Source organism: Lentzea tibetensis (assembly GCF_007845675.1).
Classification (GTDB): domain Bacteria; phylum Actinomycetota; class Actinomycetes; order Mycobacteriales; family Pseudonocardiaceae; genus Lentzea; species Lentzea tibetensis.
On sequence record NZ_VOBR01000012.1, the window covers coordinates 74,180 to 88,572 of the forward strand.

The window sequence follows — 14,393 nt, forward strand, 5'->3', positions numbered from 1 at the left end:
GCGGTTACCTCCATCTTGGCCTGTCGTCGTACGGGATGGCCCCGTCCGCGCTGACCCCTGCTTCGAGCCTGCCGACACCGGAGATGTCGAGCACCACCTTGTCACCGTCGGCGAGCGGACCGACACCGGCGGGAGTACCGGTCGCGATCACGTCGCCGGGGTTGAGCGTCATGGCGGCACTGGCGTAGGCGATCAGCCGGGGCACGTCGTAGATCATCTTCGCCGTGGAGGTGTGCTGGCGGAGCTCGTCGTTCACCCAGCAGCGCAGCTCGAGGTCGCTCGGGTCCACCTCGTCGGCGGTGACGATCTCCGGCCCCATCGGGGTGAACGTGTCGAACGACTTGCGCAGCGACCTGTCCTCAGTGGACCGGACGGTGATGTCCAGCACGCAGGTGTAGCCGAACACGTGGTCCAGTGCCTTCTCCGGGCTCACGTTGCGCGCGAACCGCCCGATGACGACGCCGAGCTCGCCTTCCTGGTCGGTCCGCTTGTCCAGGTAGGGCAACCGGATCGTGCCGCCGTGCCCGATGATCGACGACGGGGCCTTGAGGAACAGCCCCCAGTCCACGACCGTGTGGCTGTCGGGCATCTCGTCGACGTGGTCGTAGTAGTTCGCGGGCGCGCCGATCACCTTGCTCGGCGGCGGTAACGGGTTGTCCGTGAAGTCGTAGCGCATCAGCCCTTGATCTCCTTGATCAGCTTGATCGTGTTCTGCACCTCGGGGCCCTGCTGCTCGACCGGGATCTGCGGGATGACCCTGTCCTTGATCGAGTCCAGCGACGGCAGGTTCGGCGGCGCGCTGGTGCCGGGCCGGGCGCCGAAGACACCGGTCTTGGCGATCTCCTCCTGCGCCTCGGGGGTGAACATCCAGTTCGCGAAGAGCTTGGTGGCGCTGGCGTTCGGGCCGCCCTTGAGCAAGCACAGGTACATCGTGTCCAGGCGCGCGCCCTCCGCGGTCGGGAAGACGAACTCGACCGGCAGGTTCTTCTTCTTGCTGGTGGTGAAGACGCCGGTGTTGTTGACCGCCATCACCTCGCGCTCACCGCGGGCGACGGACTGCTCGGCGAGCGCGGCCGTGTCGACGATGAGCGGGTTGTTGCCCATCAGGCCGCGCACCCACGCCTGGTCGAGCTTGTTCTCCTTCATCAGGTTGGAGATCATCAGCGACGTCGCGCCCACGATGTTGGGGTCGGCGGCGACCAGCTTGCCGTTCCACTTGGCGTCCGCGAGCTCCTGCCAGCCCTTCGGGGCCTGGTCCTCGGTGAGCTTCTGGCTGTTGTACTCGATGCCCACGCCGAAGTGCGAGAACGCGTTGTAGGTCGCGGCGGTCTCGGCGCCGGTCTGGAAGTCGGCGGTGAACGGCTTGTAGATCTCGCAGCGGTCGGCCTTGACGGTGAGCGCGGTGCCGGAGCCGCCGTGCGTCTGGATGGAGCCGACGTGCTGGCCGCTCACGAACTCCTGGTCCAGCCGCGTGTTCAGCTTCTCGCCGAAGATCGGCTCCGCGACGACCTTGATCGCCGGGTAGCGCCGCATGAACGTCTTGTACGCGGGCTCGAAGAACTCCTGGCCGGGGCCGTAGACGACGACCTGCGCCTCCTTGGCGGCCTGCGCGGCGGTGTAGAGGTCGGCCATCTGCTTCTGCACCTCGGCGCCGCCGAGCGTGCCGGGGTCGGTGCCGGTGGTGGCACCGGGAGCGGTGTTGCAGGCGGTGGCGACGAGAGCGATCGCGGCAAGGGCGACACGAGCCTTCATCTAGGACTCCTTGACTACCAGCAGGGAGTCCTGCTGGAGGACCACGGCGACCTGGTCGCCTTCGGCCCATCGGACTGGGGAGGACATGCGGGACTTGAGGGTGTGCGCGCCGACCTTCACCTGGTACTCGACCTGGTCGCCGAGGTAGGCGACACCGGTGACCGTGGCGGGGATGCCGTCCGTGCCGGCCGACGTACTCGTCGCCGCGGAGGCCGCGTTGAAATCTGTGAGCGTGACGTTGTTGGCGCGCAACGCGAGCGTGACGTCGTCGCCGGGGTCGAAGGTGCGGTGCTTGCTCGACCGGGCGAGCAGCGCGGTGGGGAAGCCGTCGACCTTGACGACCGAGGTCCAGGTGTCGACGTCGACCACGATGCCGGTGAGGAAGTTCTCGAAGCCGACGAAGTCCGCGACGAACCGGTCGACGGGGTCGGCGTAGATCTCCTCGGGGGTGCCGATCTGGTGGATGGCACCGTGCTGCATCACCACGATCCGGTCGGACAGGGTGAGCGCCTCGATCTGGTCGTGCGTCACGTAGATCGACGTGGTGCCGACGCGTTCGTGCATGGCGTGCAGCTCGGTGCGCATGGAGGCGCGCAGCTTGGCGTCCAGGTTCGACAGCGGCTCGTCGAACAGCAGCAGCGACGGCCGGGCGACGAGCGCCCGTGCGAGTGCGACGCGTTGCTGCTGGCCGCCGGACAGCGCGCCGACGGACCGGTCGGCGAGGTGGTCGAGCCCGACCATCTCCAGCGCCTCCAGCACCGCGGACGTGATCTCGGCGCGCGGCCTGCGGCGCATCTTCAGCGGATAGGCGACGTTGGAGCGGACCGTCATGTGCGGCCACAGCGCGTAGCTCTGGAACACCATGCCCGCGTCGCGCTTCTCCGGCGGCACGAACGTCCGGCCGGACACGACCACGCGCCCGTCGATGCTGATCTCGCCCGCGTCCGGCTTCTCGAGGCCGGCGACGCAGCGCAGTGTCGTCGTCTTGCCGCAGCCGCTCGGGCCGAGCAGGGTGAGGAACTCGCCGTCGGCGATGTCCAGGTCGAGCCCTTCGACGACGGTGTTGTCGCCGTAGCGCTTCGTCAGGCCTCGGATGGTGACAGCCGCCATGACTTGGCCTCTCCAATCTTGAGGTGGGCGACGGAACGGGCGACGCCCCTGATCGCGAGGTGGAGCAGGCCACCTGCGGCGGCAGCGGCGAGCACGATGCAGAACAGGGCGGCGGCCTGCGTGGTCTGGCCCTGCGAGTTGAACTGGAAGACCATCACCGCGACGGTCTCGTTGGTCGGCAACGACAGCAGGATCGGGACCTCGAGGTTGCCCGCGATCTGGATGCCGGTGATGAGCCACGCCGCACCGCAGGCGGGCAGGATCAGCCTGGTCACGATGCCGAGCGAGGTGCGCAGCTGCGACGCGCCGCTGACCCGTGCGGACTCCTCGAGCTCCTTGCCCACCTGGGCGAGCGCGGCGTCGACGGTCCTGCTGGCCACCGGGGTCGAGGCGATGATCAGTCCGATGAGGACGATCCACACCGTGCCGAAGAGGCCGCGCAGGAACGGCACGGTGAGGAACGCCCACACCAGGCCGAGGCCGAGGATGATGCCGTGCGCGGCCCACGGCAGCCACGTCGCGAGCTCCAGCGTCCGGCGCATCCGGATGCTGCCGTGCCTGCCGACCACGCCGAGCAGCAACGAGATCGCGACCGCGAGCAGTCCGCCGACGAGCGCGAGCACCAGGGTGTTGCCGAGTGCGGGCAGCACCACCGGGTCGGCGAACAGCGCCTCGTAGTTGGTGAGGCTGAAGTCGTTGACACCGAACAGCGGCTGCAGCGAGCCGAGCACGATCTGCACGACCGGCAGCACGAACGCGAGCAGCGCGTACCCGGCGACGAAACCGTTGCAGGCCCACGTCCAGCGGCCGATGTCCCACGGCTCGGGCTTGGCGCCCTTGCCGGACACCGTGGTGAACTGACGCCGGTCGAGCAGCCGCCACTTGATCGCGACCAGCACGACCACCGCCACCACGAACAGCAGCGCGAGCGCGCTCGCCGCGGCGTAGTTCGGCGGGGTCTCGTTGGTGACGAACGCGTAGATCTGCGTCGACAGCACCTCGAAGCCGCCCGCGCGGCCCACGATCAGCGGGATCTCGAACGCGATCAGCCCGATGATGAAGTTGATGATGAACACGCCGAGCACCGCGGGGGCCATGACGGGCACGTTGATCCGGGCGAACGTGCCGAGCCTGCTCGCGCCGGAGATCAGCGACGCCTCCTCGAGCCTGCGGTCCATCGCGAGGAACGGTCCGATGAGGATGAAGTAGCCCAGCGAGCAGACCTTGAGGCTCAGCACGAACCAGGTGCCCCATCCGCCGCCGACGGACACCAGGTCTCCCGGCAGTCCGATCGAGCCGAGCAGCTGGTTGAGCAACCCGAACTCCGGCGTGCCGAGCAGGTTCCAGCTCAGCGAGAAGAACAGCGGCGGGGTGGCCAGCACGACCACCATCAGCGGGGTGATCACCTTGCGCAGCGCGGCGTTCGTGCGCGACACGATCCACGCGAACACGACCGCCAGCCCGGTGGCACCGATGCCGGTCATCACCGCGAGCCACAGCGAGCTGCCCAGCGTCTCGTAGGTGCGCCGGTCGGAGAACGCCTCGGCGAAGCCCGCGAGCGTCAGCGCTCCCGGCAGACCCGGCGCCGCCGTGCGGAACGCGCCGTAGAGGACCATCGCGAGCGGCAGCACGTACATCATCAGCACGAAGACGATCAGCGCCGGCTTGGCGAGGCGAGTCATGACAACCGCCCGTGCAGTGCGTCGAGCGCGTACCGGTACCCGCGGCCGCCGGCGCCCGCGACGTACACCGCGGCGATGCCCGCGAACACGTCCTGCCGGTTGGCGGCGTCGTGCGCGAACAGCTGCGACAGGTGGACGATCGCGATCGGGCGGCCGGTGTCCTCCAACGCGTTCGCCAGCGAGTAGCCCACCTTGGTGAGCCCGGAGGGGTTCAGGATGATCCCGCCGTCGAGCTCGTCCTGGCGCTGCTGGACGAAGTCGATCAGGTCACCCTCGTGGTTGGACTGGAAGTGCTCGACGGTGTCGCCGAGCTCCTTCGCCAGCACGTCGAGATCGGCCTGGATCTCGGCGAGGGTCTGGGTGCCGTAGCGCTCGGGGTCGCGCCTGCCGAGGCGGTTGAGGTTCGGGCCCTGCAGAACGAGGTGGTGCATCAGGCATCCCCTTCCGCGTAGAGCCACTCGACGTGGGAGTAGTCGTCGGCGGCCCTGGTCGCGAGCACGTGGTCGCGCAACTGTGCGCCGACGCCGCCGAGGTGGCAGAGCTCGCCCATCAGCCGGGTGGTCCGCTGCACCCGGCTGGTGCGCGGGAACCTGGCCTCCTCGTACTTCTTGAACGCACCGGGAACGTCCACTCCGGACTCGCCGAGCACGTCGCCGAGCGCCACCGCGTCCTCGAGCGCCTGGCACGCGCCCTGCGCGAGGTACTGGTGCATCGGGTGGGCGGCGTCGCCGAGCAGCGTGATCCGGCCGTGCGCCCAGCCGCCCCTCGGTTCCCGGTCGCACAACGGCCACTGCCTGCTCAGGTCGAACTCGGCGATCGCGTCGCGGACGTACTCGCATGCGCCGGCGAACCGCTCGAGGAACTCCGCGGCGTCGCCGGTCCCCTGAGGTTTGAACGAGGCGACGCGGTTGAGCACCTGGCCGCCGCGCACCGGGTACTGCATGTAGTGGATGCCGTCGCCGACGTGGAGGGTCACCGCGTCCTCGACGCCGTCGGGACGCGGTCCGGGGCCGCGGTACACGACGTACGTGTCGACGACCGGCTGTTCGTCGTCCAGCACGAACCGGCGCACGGTCGACCGCAGCCCGTCCGCGCCGACCAGCGCGTCCGCCGTGTAGGTCGAACCGTCGGAGCAGCGCACCGTCGCGTCGTCGCCGGTCTGCTCGACGTGCACGACCTCCTTGCCCGCTTCGAGCCGCACGAGGCCGGTCGCCGCGCAGCCGTCGATGAGCGCGGACAGCAGGTCGGCGCGGTGCATGACGGTGTACGGCGCGCCGTAGCGCTCGACGAAGCCGGCGCCGAAGTCGAGCGAGGTGATCTCCTCGCCGGTGTAGATGTCCTTCATGACGGCGCGGGAGGGGCGCACGGCGGAGGCGTCGAGGCGGTCGATCACGCCGAGCCTGGTGAGCATGCGCCACGCGTTCGGTCCGACCTGCAGTCCCGCGCCGACCTCCTCGATGACCGGTGCGCGTTCCAGCACGGTCGCGGAGATGCCTCTGCGCGCCAGTGACAACGCGGTCGCGACACCACCGATGCCGCCGCCCACGACGAGGACGTCCATCAGCCGAGCTCCTCTCGGTGGGATCCGACGTACCGCGGGTGCTCGGCGCCGATCAGGTGCTGGCCGACGTATGCCTGCCGCGGTGCGGGCAGGAGGGCCGAAGCCGGGTAGTGGTGCACCCCCTTGGCGCCGGAGTAGGGGTCGCGCCCGCGGCGGGCGTCGGGGAGGTGCAGGTGCCGCGGTGTGGCGGTGGTGGTCGCCATCAGCCGAGCTCCTCTCGGTACAGGTGGAAGGGCTCCAGCAGCGGGAGATCGCTCATGGAGAACAGGACGGCGTCGGGCGTCTCGGCGACGTGCTTGTGCCACGTCCACGACGGCACGACGAAGAAGTCGTTGCGGGACCAGTCGAAGCGCTGTCCGCCGAGGTAGCTGTGGCCCTCGCCCTGCACGACGCAGAAGATCGTGCTCGAGGTGTGCCGCAGCGGCCGCGTCTCCTCGATCTGCTGGAGGTAGCAGGCCATCGTGGGCAGCACGTGGCCGCCGGTCTGCGGGTTGCTGTACTCGACGCGCTGCCCGTGGTGCGGATCGGTCTCGGCGGCCTGCACGGCCCGCAGCGCGTGCTCGTACTTGTAGTTCATCAGCGGCGAGTGCGGGGTGGTGATCTCGTCGTTCGCCGGGCGCAGCCCTGAGCCGTAGCGGCGGATGCTCCAGCCCTCGGGCTTGGTCAGCGGCTGCAGCTGGTTGCCGGGGTAGTCCTCGTAGAACCCGGCGCGCATGGCCTTGACGAACGGCACGTCCAGCCCGTCGAGCCACACCATCGCCTCGGTGCCCTCGTGCCGGTGGTCGTGCCACGTCCAGCTCGGCGTGAGCACCAGGTCACCGGGCTCCATGAGCACCGGCTCGCCCTCGACGATCGTGTGGCCGCTGCCCTGCAGCATGAACCGGATGGCGCCGGGCGTGTGGTGGTGCGCGGGCGCGGTCTCGCCCGGTTCCACGAGCTGGTAGCCGGCCACCATCGTGTGGGTGGTGCCGAAGACCCGGCTCGGGTTGTGGGCGTTGAGCGCGCGGCGGTCGGCGTCCTCGCCGAGGTCCACCACCTCCGACGCCTCGAGCAGCAGCGGGTGGAGGTCGTTCCACCGCCACAGGTGCGGGACCTCGTCGACCTTCGGCTCGGGGTCCGTCGTGCCGGGGATCCGCCACAGCGGGGCGACCTTCACTTCTTCCAGGCGCTGGTAGTAGCTGTCCGCCCTCTTCGCCAGATCGTCCGTGTACTGAAGGTTCATGCGCTGAAGGACATCACCACGGACGGTGATGTGTCAAGCGCCACTTTTCCGATCTTTGCGCAGGTAGAGCCATTGTATGTGCCGTTTGACCGGCGAACATGTCGGAAACTTAGCGACCAGTTGATCACGGCCCGTCGTTGACCGACCTGCACGATCGGGCGTACGTTCGTAATACGGATGTGTGTTCGTATAGCGAACGGAGGTCTGATGACCGTCATCACCTCGCTGCCCGACGCCGTCGCCCTGGTCGTCCAGGACGGCGACACGGTCGCCTTCGAGGGCTTCACGCACCTCATCCCGTTCGCCGCGGGACACGAGGTGATCCGTCAGGGCAGGCGTGACCTGACGCTGGTGCGGATGACGCCGGACGTCATCTACGACCAGCTGATCGGGGCGGGCTGCGCGCGCAGGCTGGTGTTCTCGTGGGGCGGAAACCCCGGTGTGGGCTCGTTGCACCGCTTCCGCGACGCGGTCCAGCACGGCTGGCCCGCGCCGCTGGAGATCGAGGAGAACAGCCACGCGGTGATGGCCAACAGGTACGTCGCGGCCGCGTCGGGTCTGCCGTTCGCGGTCCTGCGCGGGGCCGTGGGCACCGACCTGCCCGCGCACTCGGACTCGATCAGGCCGATCACGTGCCCGTTCACCGGTGAGGAGCTCACCGCGGTCCCCGCGCTGCGCCTGGACGCCGCCGTCGTCCACGCGCAGCGCGCGGACCGGGAGGGCAACGTGCAGCTGTGGGGCATCACCGGGGTGCAGAAGGAGGCGGTGCTGTCCGCCACCCGCTCGCTGGTGACGGTCGAGGAGATCGTGCCCGTGCTGGAGCCGGTGCCGGGTGCGGTGGTGCTGCCCTCGTGGGTGGTCGACTGCGTGGCGCTGGCGCCGGGTGGCGCGCATCCTTCCTACGCGGACGGTTACTCCGTGCGGGACAACGCCTTCTACCAGGAGTGGGACGCGATCAGCAGGGACCGTGCGACGTTCGGGGAGTGGCTGCGTGAACTACAGCGCTGACGAGATGATGACCGTCGCCGCCGCACGGGCGCTGCGCGACCGCGCGGTGTGCTTCGTGGGCATCGGGATCCCGAGCACCGCGGCCAACCTCGCCCGCCGCACGCACGCGCCCGGCCTGGTGCTGATCTACGAGTCCGGCTGCATCGGGGCGAAGCCGACGTCGCTGCCGCTGTCCATCGGGGACGGTGAGCTGGCCTCGTCCGCCGACGCCGTGGTGTCCGTCCCCGAGATCTTCAACTACTGGCTGCAGCCCGGCCGCGTCGACGTCGGCTTCCTCAGCGCGGCGCAGCTGGACCGGCGCGGCAACATCAACACGACGGTGATCGGCCCGTACGCCTCCCCCGAGGTCAGGCTGCCCGGCGCGGGCGGTGCCCCGGAGATCGCCTCCGGCTGCCGGTCCGTCGTCGTGGTCGTGCGGCAGTCGCTGAAGACCTTCGTGGACGGTCTGGACTTCGTGACCTCCGCGGCCGCGCCGCGGATGGTGATCACCGATCTCGGCGTGCTCGAACCCTCGCCGTCCGGCGAGCTGGTGATGACCTCGCTGCACCCCGGTGTCTCCGCCGCCGACGCCCGTGCCGCCACCGGGTGGGATCTGGCGATGGCCGACGACCTGGGCGTCACCTCGCCGCCCTCCCCGCACGAGCTCGACGTGCTTCGTTCACTGACCCATCGCTGAGGAGCCTGCCTTGAGGTTGCCCACCTACCGCCGCGACGAGGAGTCGCAGCCGCCGGTGCACTGGCCGGACTACGTCTCGAACCCCGGCCGCGCGCCGAAGCGGCCCCTGGTGCTGATGCCGCAACGGCTCACCGAGATCACCGGTCCCCTGCTCGGCGCCGAACGCGTCGGGCAGCACGACAACGACCTGACGGTCCAGCACGTCGGTGAGCCGCAGGGCCAGCGCATCGTCGTCACCGGCCGGGTGCTCGACGGCGACGGCCGCCCGATCCCGGACACGCTGCTGGAGATCTGGCAGGCCAACGCCTCCGGCCGCTACCACCACAACGGCGACCGGCACCCGGCGCCTCTCGACCCGAACTTCTCCGGCGTCGGCAGGTGCATGACCGATGCGGCGGGCCGGTACACGTTCACCACGATCCAGCCGGGCGCCTACCCGTGGCGCAACCACCACAACGCGTGGCGGCCAGCGCACATCCACTTCTCGTTGTTCGGCCAGGCCTTCACCCAGCGGCTGATCACGCAGATGTACTTCCCCGGCGACCCGCTGTTCGGCCAGGACCCGATCTTCAACTCGGTGCGCGACCCCAAGGCGCGCGAGTCGATGATCGCCTCGTTCGACCTCGACGCGACGGTGCCCGAGTGGGCGCTGGCCTACTCGTGGGACATCGTGTTGCGCGGCAAGAACCCGACGCCGTTGGAGAACGAGGAGGACGAGGACGATGACTGAGCCCCTGGTCACAACGTCTTCGCAGACCGTCGGCCCGTTCTTCGCGATCGGGCTGCCCTGGGAGGACGGGCCGTTCGTGGTGCCCGCGGGCACGCCCGGCGCGTTCCACATCGCCGGACGGATGGTCGACGGCACGGGCGAACCGGTGCCGGACGCGTTGATCGAGACCTGGCAGGCCGACCCCGACGGGCGCTTCGACCACCCGGACGACCCGCGGGGCGCGGTCTCGTCGGGCTTCCGCGGGTTCGGCCGGTGCGCGACCGACGTGAACGGCCGGTTCGAGTTCCTCACCCTGAAGCCGGGGGCGCTGCCCGGACAGGCGCCGCACGTCGACGTGTCCGTGTTCTGCCGGGGCATGCTGCGCCGGTTGGTCACCCGGATCTACTTCCCGGACTCGGACAACTCGGCGGACCCGGTGCTCGCGCTCGTGGACTCCGAGTTCCGGCACACGCTGATCGCGTCGGTCGCACCGTTCGGCTACCGGTTCGACATCTGCCTGCAGGGCCAGGACGAGACCGTGTTCTTCGATGTCTGACCTCTTCGGACCGCTCTTCGGCAACCCGGCCGTCGACCGCGAGCTCTCCTCCGCGGCGTGGGTGCGGGCGATGCTCGACTTCGAGCGCGCGCTCTTCGCCGTGTCCGCACGGGCCGGGATCGTCCCGCCGGGCGAGTTCCCGTCCGTCGAGGTGGATCCGGCGGCGCTGGGCTCGGCGGCGCTGGCGTCCGGCAACCCGGTGGTGCCGCTGGTGAGCCTCCTGCGCTCCGTGCAGCCCTGGGCCCACCACGGCGCGACCTCGCAGGACGTGCTCGACACGGCGATGTCGCTGGTGGCCAGGCGGGCGCTGGCGCCGCTGCGCGCGGACCTGGCCGCGGTGGCGTCGTCGTGCGCCCGGCTCGCCGCCGCGCACCGCGACACCGTGATGGCGGGCCGGACGCTCTACCAGCAGGCGGTGCCGACGACGTTCGGGCTGAAGTGCGCAGGCTGGCTGGTCGCGCTCGACCGAGCGACCGAGCGGCTGTGCGACGTGGAGCTCGCCGTGCAGTTCGGCGGCGCGGCCGGAACGCTCGCGGTGACCGGCGATCTCGTCGGCGAGCTGGCCGCCGAGCTGGACCTGTCGGCGCCGCTGCTCCCCTGGCACACCGACCGCACGCGGGTGGCGGACCTCGCCTGCGCGCTGGGCACGGTCGCCGGGGTGCTCGGCAAGATCGCGGGTGACGTGCTGCTGCTGTCGCAGACCGAGGTGGGCGAGGTCGCCGAAGGCACGGGCGGCGGCTCGTCCGCGATGCCGCACAAGCAGAACCCGACCCGGTCGGTGCTGGTCAGCGCGTGCACCCGCCGGACACCCGGACTCGTGCAGACCCTGCTCGCCCAGATGCCCCAGGAGCACGAGCGGGCGGGCGGCGCGTGGCACGCCGAGTGGGAGACCGTGACCGAGCTGCTGCGCCTGGTCGGCGGCGCGGCGCTGCACGCCCGTGAGCTGCTGGCCGGGCTGCGCGTCGACGGTGAGCGGATGCGCCACAACCTCGGGCTGACCGAGGGCTTGGTGATGTCCGAGCACCTCGCCACCGTGCTCGGACGGGCCACCGCGCAGGCCGCCGTGGCCGAGGCCGCGCGGACCGGCAAGCCGTTGCGCGACGTCCTGCTCGCGGACCCCGGCGTGTCGCTCGACGTGCAGGAGATCGACCGCGTGCTCGACCCCGGTGACGCGCTGGGCAGCGCGGGCGCGTTCGTCGACCGCGTGCTCGCGGGCCGCGGCGGGGAGGAAGCGACGTGATCGGGCACCACGAGCTCTCCCGCCCAGCCGTTGCTCACACGCTCGGCAACCCGCCGGACACCGCCGGCGCGTTCACCAACAGCGCGCCCGCCCGACCGCGGCCGGAAGGAGGCGACGTGATCAGACACCACGAGCTGCCCCGCCCCGCCGACACGCCCGCACTCGCCAACTCGCCGGGCACCGCCGGCGCGTCCGCCAACAGCGCGCCCGCCCGACCGCGGCCGGAAGGAAGCGACGTGATCAGACACCACGAGTTGCCCCGCCCCGCCGACACGCCCGCACTCGGCACCGCGCTGGGCAGCGCGGGCGCGTTCGTCGACCGCGTGCTCGCGGGCCGCGGCGGGGAGGAAGCGACGTGATCGGGCACCACGAGCTCTCCGGCCCAGCCGACGCCCCCGTACTGGTGCTGGGCAACTCGCTGGGCACCACCACGACCCTGTGGAACGGACTCGACCTGCCGTTCCGCCTGCTGCGCTACGACCACCGCGGCCACGGCAACTCCCCCGCGCCGCCAGGTCCGTACGCGATCGCCGACCTGGCGCAAGACGTGCTGGACCTGCTCGACCACCTGGATCTCGAGCGCGTGGCGTACGCGGGCGTGTCACTCGGCGGAATGATCGGCATGTGGCTGGCCGCGCACACCGACCGGATCTCCCGGCTCACGCTGGTGTGCACGACCGCCCACTTCCCGGACAAGTCGTTGTGGGACAACAGGATCGACGCCGTCAAGAACCACGGGCTCGAGTCCATCGCGGACAAGGTCGTCGACCGCTGGTTCACGCCGCACTTCGACCAGACGCGCAAGCAGGAGTTCCGCGAGCAGCTGACGCGCGTCGACCGGCACGCCTACGCCGCGTGCTGCGAGGCGATCCGCGACATGGACCTGCGCCCGGACCTGCACCTGATCAAAGCCCCGACCACGGTGGTCGCGGCGGCGCAGGACGAGGCGACGCCGCCGGAGTGCGGCCGCGCGATCGCCGAGGCAGTGCCGGACGCGGAGCTGCACGTCGTGGACGGCGCGGCCCACCTGGCAGGCGTCGAGGCGCACGAGGCCGTGCGGAGGGTCCTCGCCCGTCACCTCGGAGGTGCCGATGTCCGCTGACGGCATGCGGGTCCGGCGCGAGGTGCTGGGCAGCGCGCACGTCGACGGAGTGCGCGTCGACGAGTTCACCGCGGACTTCCAGGACCTCATCACCCGGTACGCGTGGGGCGAGATCTGGACGCGTCCCGGCCTCGACCGGCGCACGCGCAGCTGCATCACGCTCGCGATGCTCGCGGCACTGCACCACGACGACGAGCTGGCGATGCACGTCCAGGCGGCACTGCACAACGGGCTGACCCACGAGGAGATCAAGGAGGTGCTGCTGCAGGTCGCGATCTACGCAGGCGTACCCGCGGCCAACCGCGCGTTCGGCGTCGCCAGGAAAGTGCTCGACCAGGTGGAGTGATCATGTCCGAGTTCGTCCAGTCCCTCGACCGCGGCCTGGCGGTGATCAAGGCCTTCGACGCCGAGCACCCGTCGTTGACGCTCAGCGACGTCGCTCGCATCACCGGCCTCACCCGTGCCGCCGCACGCCGCTTCCTGCTGACCCTGGTCGAGCTCGGCTACGTGCGCACCGACGGCAAGCTGTTCTCCCTGCGGCCGCGCATCCTGGAGCTCGGGTACGCCTACCTGTCGTCGCTGACGCTGCCCGAGGTCGCCCAGCCGCACATGGAGAAGCTCGTCGCCGCCGTGCGCGAGTCGTGCTCGATGTCGGTGCTCGACGGCGACGAGGTCGTCTACGTCGCCCGCGTCCCCACGAAGCGGATCATGACCGTGTCCATCGACGTCGGCACCCGGTTCCCCGCCTACGCCACCGCCATGGGACGCGTCCTGCTGGCCGCCCAGCCCGGTGACCAGCTCGACGCGTACCTGCGCGATGCGCGGCTCAAGCCGTTGACCCGCAACACCATCATCGACCCGGCCGTGCTGCGCGACACGCTGAAAGCCGTGCGGGAACAGGGATGGGCACTCGTCGACCAGGAGCTCGAGGAGGGCCTGCGCTCGATCGCCGTACCCGTCCACGACGCCTCCGGTCAGGTCATCGCGGCGGTCAACACGTCCGCGCACGCGAACCGCGGCAACGCGACGAGCGTGCTCGAGGACCTGCTGCCGCAGTTGCGCGCCACCACGAAGCTGATCGAAGAGGACCTGTCCAGCTCCAAGGTCAGGTGAACAACCAGCGAAAGGGTCCGCTGTGCCCGATGCCGAACAGGCGATCGAACGCCTGGTCAACATCTACTTCCAGGGCGTCGACACGAAGGACGAGGCGCTCTACCGCACGATCTGGGCCGACGACGCGGTGTTCACGATGTTCGCCGACCCGGACGGCACCGGCGGCGTCACGCACGTCGGCATCGACGCCTGCGCGGCGACCGTGCGCGGCGCGTTCGGGTTCGCCGCCTCGGTGCACGCCAAGGGGAACTTCGTCGCGAACGTCGCGAGCGGCCTCACCGCGACCGCCAGCACCCTCGCCGTGGCCAACGTCGTGCTGCCCGCGACCGCCACCGAGCCGTCGAAGGTGCTGGTGCGCGGCATCCACTACCGCGACGAGTTCGTCCGGACCGCCGACGGCTGGAAGATCAGCAAGCGGATCCACGCCCCGCTCTGGCAGTTCGACCAGCTCGCCGTTCCCGTCGGGCTGCCACCCGCCTGACGTCAGCCTGGCACTCCCCCGCCCGCGGCCGGGGCGTCCGACCGGCGGCGAACGTCCAGCCGGGCCGCGACCTGATCGTGAATGGGCGTGCTCATCACCAACTCCGGCGCGGGCTCAGGTGCCGGGCTTTCGTGAGCCCCGGTCGAGTACTCCGGTTCAACCACCGCGGTTTCCCCCTGCA

18 protein-coding genes are annotated in these 14,393 nt (G+C 70.4%); 10 read left to right on the forward strand and 8 right to left on the reverse strand.

From position 1 onward, the window contains the following. Positions 1-4: 4 nt before the first annotated feature. From FKR81_RS19920 to FKR81_RS19955, 8 genes are read right to left on the reverse strand one after another with little or no spacing between them, the layout of a single operon-like run. On the reverse strand, positions 5-676 hold the full coding sequence (locus FKR81_RS19920) for a fumarylacetoacetate hydrolase family protein (RefSeq protein WP_146353608.1): 672 nt from the start codon (positions 674-676) through the stop codon (positions 5-7). Next, entirely contained in the window at positions 676-1,752 is a 1,077-nt protein-coding gene (locus FKR81_RS19925; protein WP_146353609.1) for an ABC transporter substrate-binding protein, read from the reverse strand. Before FKR81_RS19925 ends, FKR81_RS19920 begins: the two co-directional genes overlap by 1 nt. Then, on the reverse strand, positions 1,753-2,862 hold the full coding sequence (locus tag FKR81_RS19930; protein WP_146353610.1) for an ABC transporter ATP-binding protein: 1,110 nt from the start codon (positions 2,860-2,862) through the stop codon (positions 1,753-1,755). It abuts the gene before it with no gap. After that, positions 2,835-4,544, reverse strand: a complete 1,710-nt coding sequence (locus FKR81_RS19935; protein ID WP_146353611.1) for an ABC transporter permease — start codon at positions 4,542-4,544, stop codon at positions 2,835-2,837. Before FKR81_RS19935 ends, FKR81_RS19930 begins: the two co-directional genes overlap by 28 nt. After that, a complete protein-coding gene (locus tag FKR81_RS19940) occupies positions 4,541-4,975 on the reverse strand; it encodes a type II 3-dehydroquinate dehydratase (RefSeq protein WP_146353612.1) in 435 nt (144 codons plus the stop codon). Before FKR81_RS19940 ends, FKR81_RS19935 begins: the two co-directional genes overlap by 4 nt. After that, a complete protein-coding gene (locus FKR81_RS19945) occupies positions 4,975-6,105 on the reverse strand; it encodes an FAD-dependent oxidoreductase (protein ID WP_146353613.1) in 1,131 nt (376 codons plus the stop codon). The genes FKR81_RS19940 and FKR81_RS19945 overlap by 1 nt, the downstream gene beginning before the upstream one ends. After that, positions 6,105-6,308 carry a hypothetical protein gene (locus FKR81_RS19950; RefSeq protein ID WP_146353614.1) on the reverse strand — a complete coding sequence of 68 codons (204 nt, stop codon included), beginning with the start codon at positions 6,306-6,308 and terminating at the stop codon, positions 6,105-6,107. The genes FKR81_RS19945 and FKR81_RS19950 overlap by 1 nt, the downstream gene beginning before the upstream one ends. Further along, entirely contained in the window at positions 6,308-7,327 is a 1,020-nt protein-coding gene (locus FKR81_RS19955) for a cupin domain-containing protein (RefSeq protein ID WP_146353615.1), read from the reverse strand. Before FKR81_RS19955 ends, FKR81_RS19950 begins: the two co-directional genes overlap by 1 nt. A gap of 207 nt (positions 7,328-7,534) precedes the next feature. On the opposite strand from FKR81_RS19955, the gene FKR81_RS19960 reads away from it, so the two are divergent. Genes FKR81_RS19960 through FKR81_RS20005 form a run of 10 tightly spaced genes read left to right on the forward strand, consistent with a single transcriptional unit; the run spans position 7,535 to position 14,212 of the window. Continuing rightward, positions 7,535-8,335 (forward strand): CoA transferase subunit A, encoded by an 801-nt coding sequence (locus FKR81_RS19960; protein ID WP_146353616.1) that lies wholly within the window; start codon positions 7,535-7,537, stop codon positions 8,333-8,335. Positions 8,336-8,339: 4 nt separating this feature from the next. Further along, positions 8,340-9,011, forward strand: coding sequence for a CoA-transferase subunit beta (locus FKR81_RS19965; protein ID WP_146353757.1), 672 nt, complete (start codon positions 8,340-8,342; stop codon positions 9,009-9,011). Next, positions 9,004-9,741: a protocatechuate 3,4-dioxygenase subunit beta gene (gene pcaH, locus FKR81_RS19970; RefSeq protein WP_146353617.1), complete on the forward strand. Its 738-nt coding sequence runs from the start codon at positions 9,004-9,006 to the stop codon at positions 9,739-9,741. The genes FKR81_RS19965 and pcaH overlap by 8 nt, the downstream gene beginning before the upstream one ends. Then, on the forward strand, positions 9,734-10,276 hold the full coding sequence (gene pcaG, locus FKR81_RS19975) for a protocatechuate 3,4-dioxygenase subunit alpha (protein WP_146353618.1): 543 nt from the start codon (positions 9,734-9,736) through the stop codon (positions 10,274-10,276). Before pcaH ends, pcaG begins: the two co-directional genes overlap by 8 nt. Further along, on the forward strand, positions 10,269-11,516 hold the full coding sequence (locus tag FKR81_RS19980; RefSeq protein ID WP_146353619.1) for a class-II fumarase/aspartase family protein: 1,248 nt from the start codon (positions 10,269-10,271) through the stop codon (positions 11,514-11,516). The genes pcaG and FKR81_RS19980 overlap by 8 nt, the downstream gene beginning before the upstream one ends. Then, positions 11,513-11,875 carry a hypothetical protein gene (locus tag FKR81_RS19985; protein WP_146353620.1) on the forward strand — a complete coding sequence of 121 codons (363 nt, stop codon included), beginning with the start codon at positions 11,513-11,515 and terminating at the stop codon, positions 11,873-11,875. Before FKR81_RS19980 ends, FKR81_RS19985 begins: the two co-directional genes overlap by 4 nt. After that, positions 11,872-12,618, forward strand: coding sequence for a 3-oxoadipate enol-lactonase (gene pcaD, locus FKR81_RS19990; RefSeq protein WP_146353621.1), 747 nt, complete (start codon positions 11,872-11,874; stop codon positions 12,616-12,618). Before FKR81_RS19985 ends, pcaD begins: the two co-directional genes overlap by 4 nt. Then, the gene (pcaC, locus tag FKR81_RS19995; RefSeq protein ID WP_146353622.1) at positions 12,608-12,964 is read left to right on the forward strand and encodes a 4-carboxymuconolactone decarboxylase; all 357 of its coding nucleotides are present in this window, start codon (positions 12,608-12,610) and stop codon (positions 12,962-12,964) included. Before pcaD ends, pcaC begins: the two co-directional genes overlap by 11 nt. Before the next feature lie 2 nt (positions 12,965-12,966). Continuing rightward, the gene (locus tag FKR81_RS20000; protein ID WP_146353623.1) at positions 12,967-13,731 is read left to right on the forward strand and encodes an IclR family transcriptional regulator; all 765 of its coding nucleotides are present in this window, start codon (positions 12,967-12,969) and stop codon (positions 13,729-13,731) included. A gap of 22 nt (positions 13,732-13,753) precedes the next feature. Then, positions 13,754-14,212 (forward strand): nuclear transport factor 2 family protein, encoded by a 459-nt coding sequence (locus FKR81_RS20005; protein ID WP_146353624.1) that lies wholly within the window; start codon positions 13,754-13,756, stop codon positions 14,210-14,212. Positions 14,213-14,393: the final 181 nt, after the last annotated feature.

Coding starts and splice junctions, on each gene's coding strand:
- FKR81_RS19920 (WP_146353608.1), bottom strand. CDS start 676: ATGCGCTACGACTTCACGGACAACCCGTTACCGCCGCCGAGCAAGGTG.
- FKR81_RS19925 (WP_146353609.1), bottom strand. CDS start 1,752: ATGAAGGCTCGTGTCGCCCTTGCCGCGATCGCTCTCGTCGCCACCGCC.
- FKR81_RS19930 (WP_146353610.1), bottom strand. CDS start 2,862: ATGGCGGCTGTCACCATCCGAGGCCTGACGAAGCGCTACGGCGACAAC.
- FKR81_RS19935 (WP_146353611.1), bottom strand. CDS start 4,544: ATGACTCGCCTCGCCAAGCCGGCGCTGATCGTCTTCGTGCTGATGATG.
- FKR81_RS19940 (WP_146353612.1), bottom strand. CDS start 4,975: ATGCACCACCTCGTTCTGCAGGGCCCGAACCTCAACCGCCTCGGCAGG.
- FKR81_RS19945 (WP_146353613.1), bottom strand. CDS start 6,105: ATGGACGTCCTCGTCGTGGGCGGCGGCATCGGTGGTGTCGCGACCGCG.
- FKR81_RS19950 (WP_146353614.1), bottom strand. CDS start 6,308: ATGGCGACCACCACCGCCACACCGCGGCACCTGCACCTCCCCGACGCC.
- FKR81_RS19955 (WP_146353615.1), bottom strand. CDS start 7,327: ATGAACCTTCAGTACACGGACGATCTGGCGAAGAGGGCGGACAGCTAC.
- FKR81_RS19960 (WP_146353616.1), top strand. CDS start 7,535: ATGACCGTCATCACCTCGCTGCCCGACGCCGTCGCCCTGGTCGTCCAG.
- FKR81_RS19965 (WP_146353757.1), top strand. CDS start 8,340: ATGATGACCGTCGCCGCCGCACGGGCGCTGCGCGACCGCGCGGTGTGC.
- pcaG (WP_146353618.1), top strand. CDS start 9,734: ATGACTGAGCCCCTGGTCACAACGTCTTCGCAGACCGTCGGCCCGTTC.
- FKR81_RS19980 (WP_146353619.1), top strand. CDS start 10,269: ATGTCTGACCTCTTCGGACCGCTCTTCGGCAACCCGGCCGTCGACCGC.
- pcaC (WP_146353622.1), top strand. CDS start 12,608: ATGTCCGCTGACGGCATGCGGGTCCGGCGCGAGGTGCTGGGCAGCGCG.
- FKR81_RS20000 (WP_146353623.1), top strand. CDS start 12,967: ATGTCCGAGTTCGTCCAGTCCCTCGACCGCGGCCTGGCGGTGATCAAG.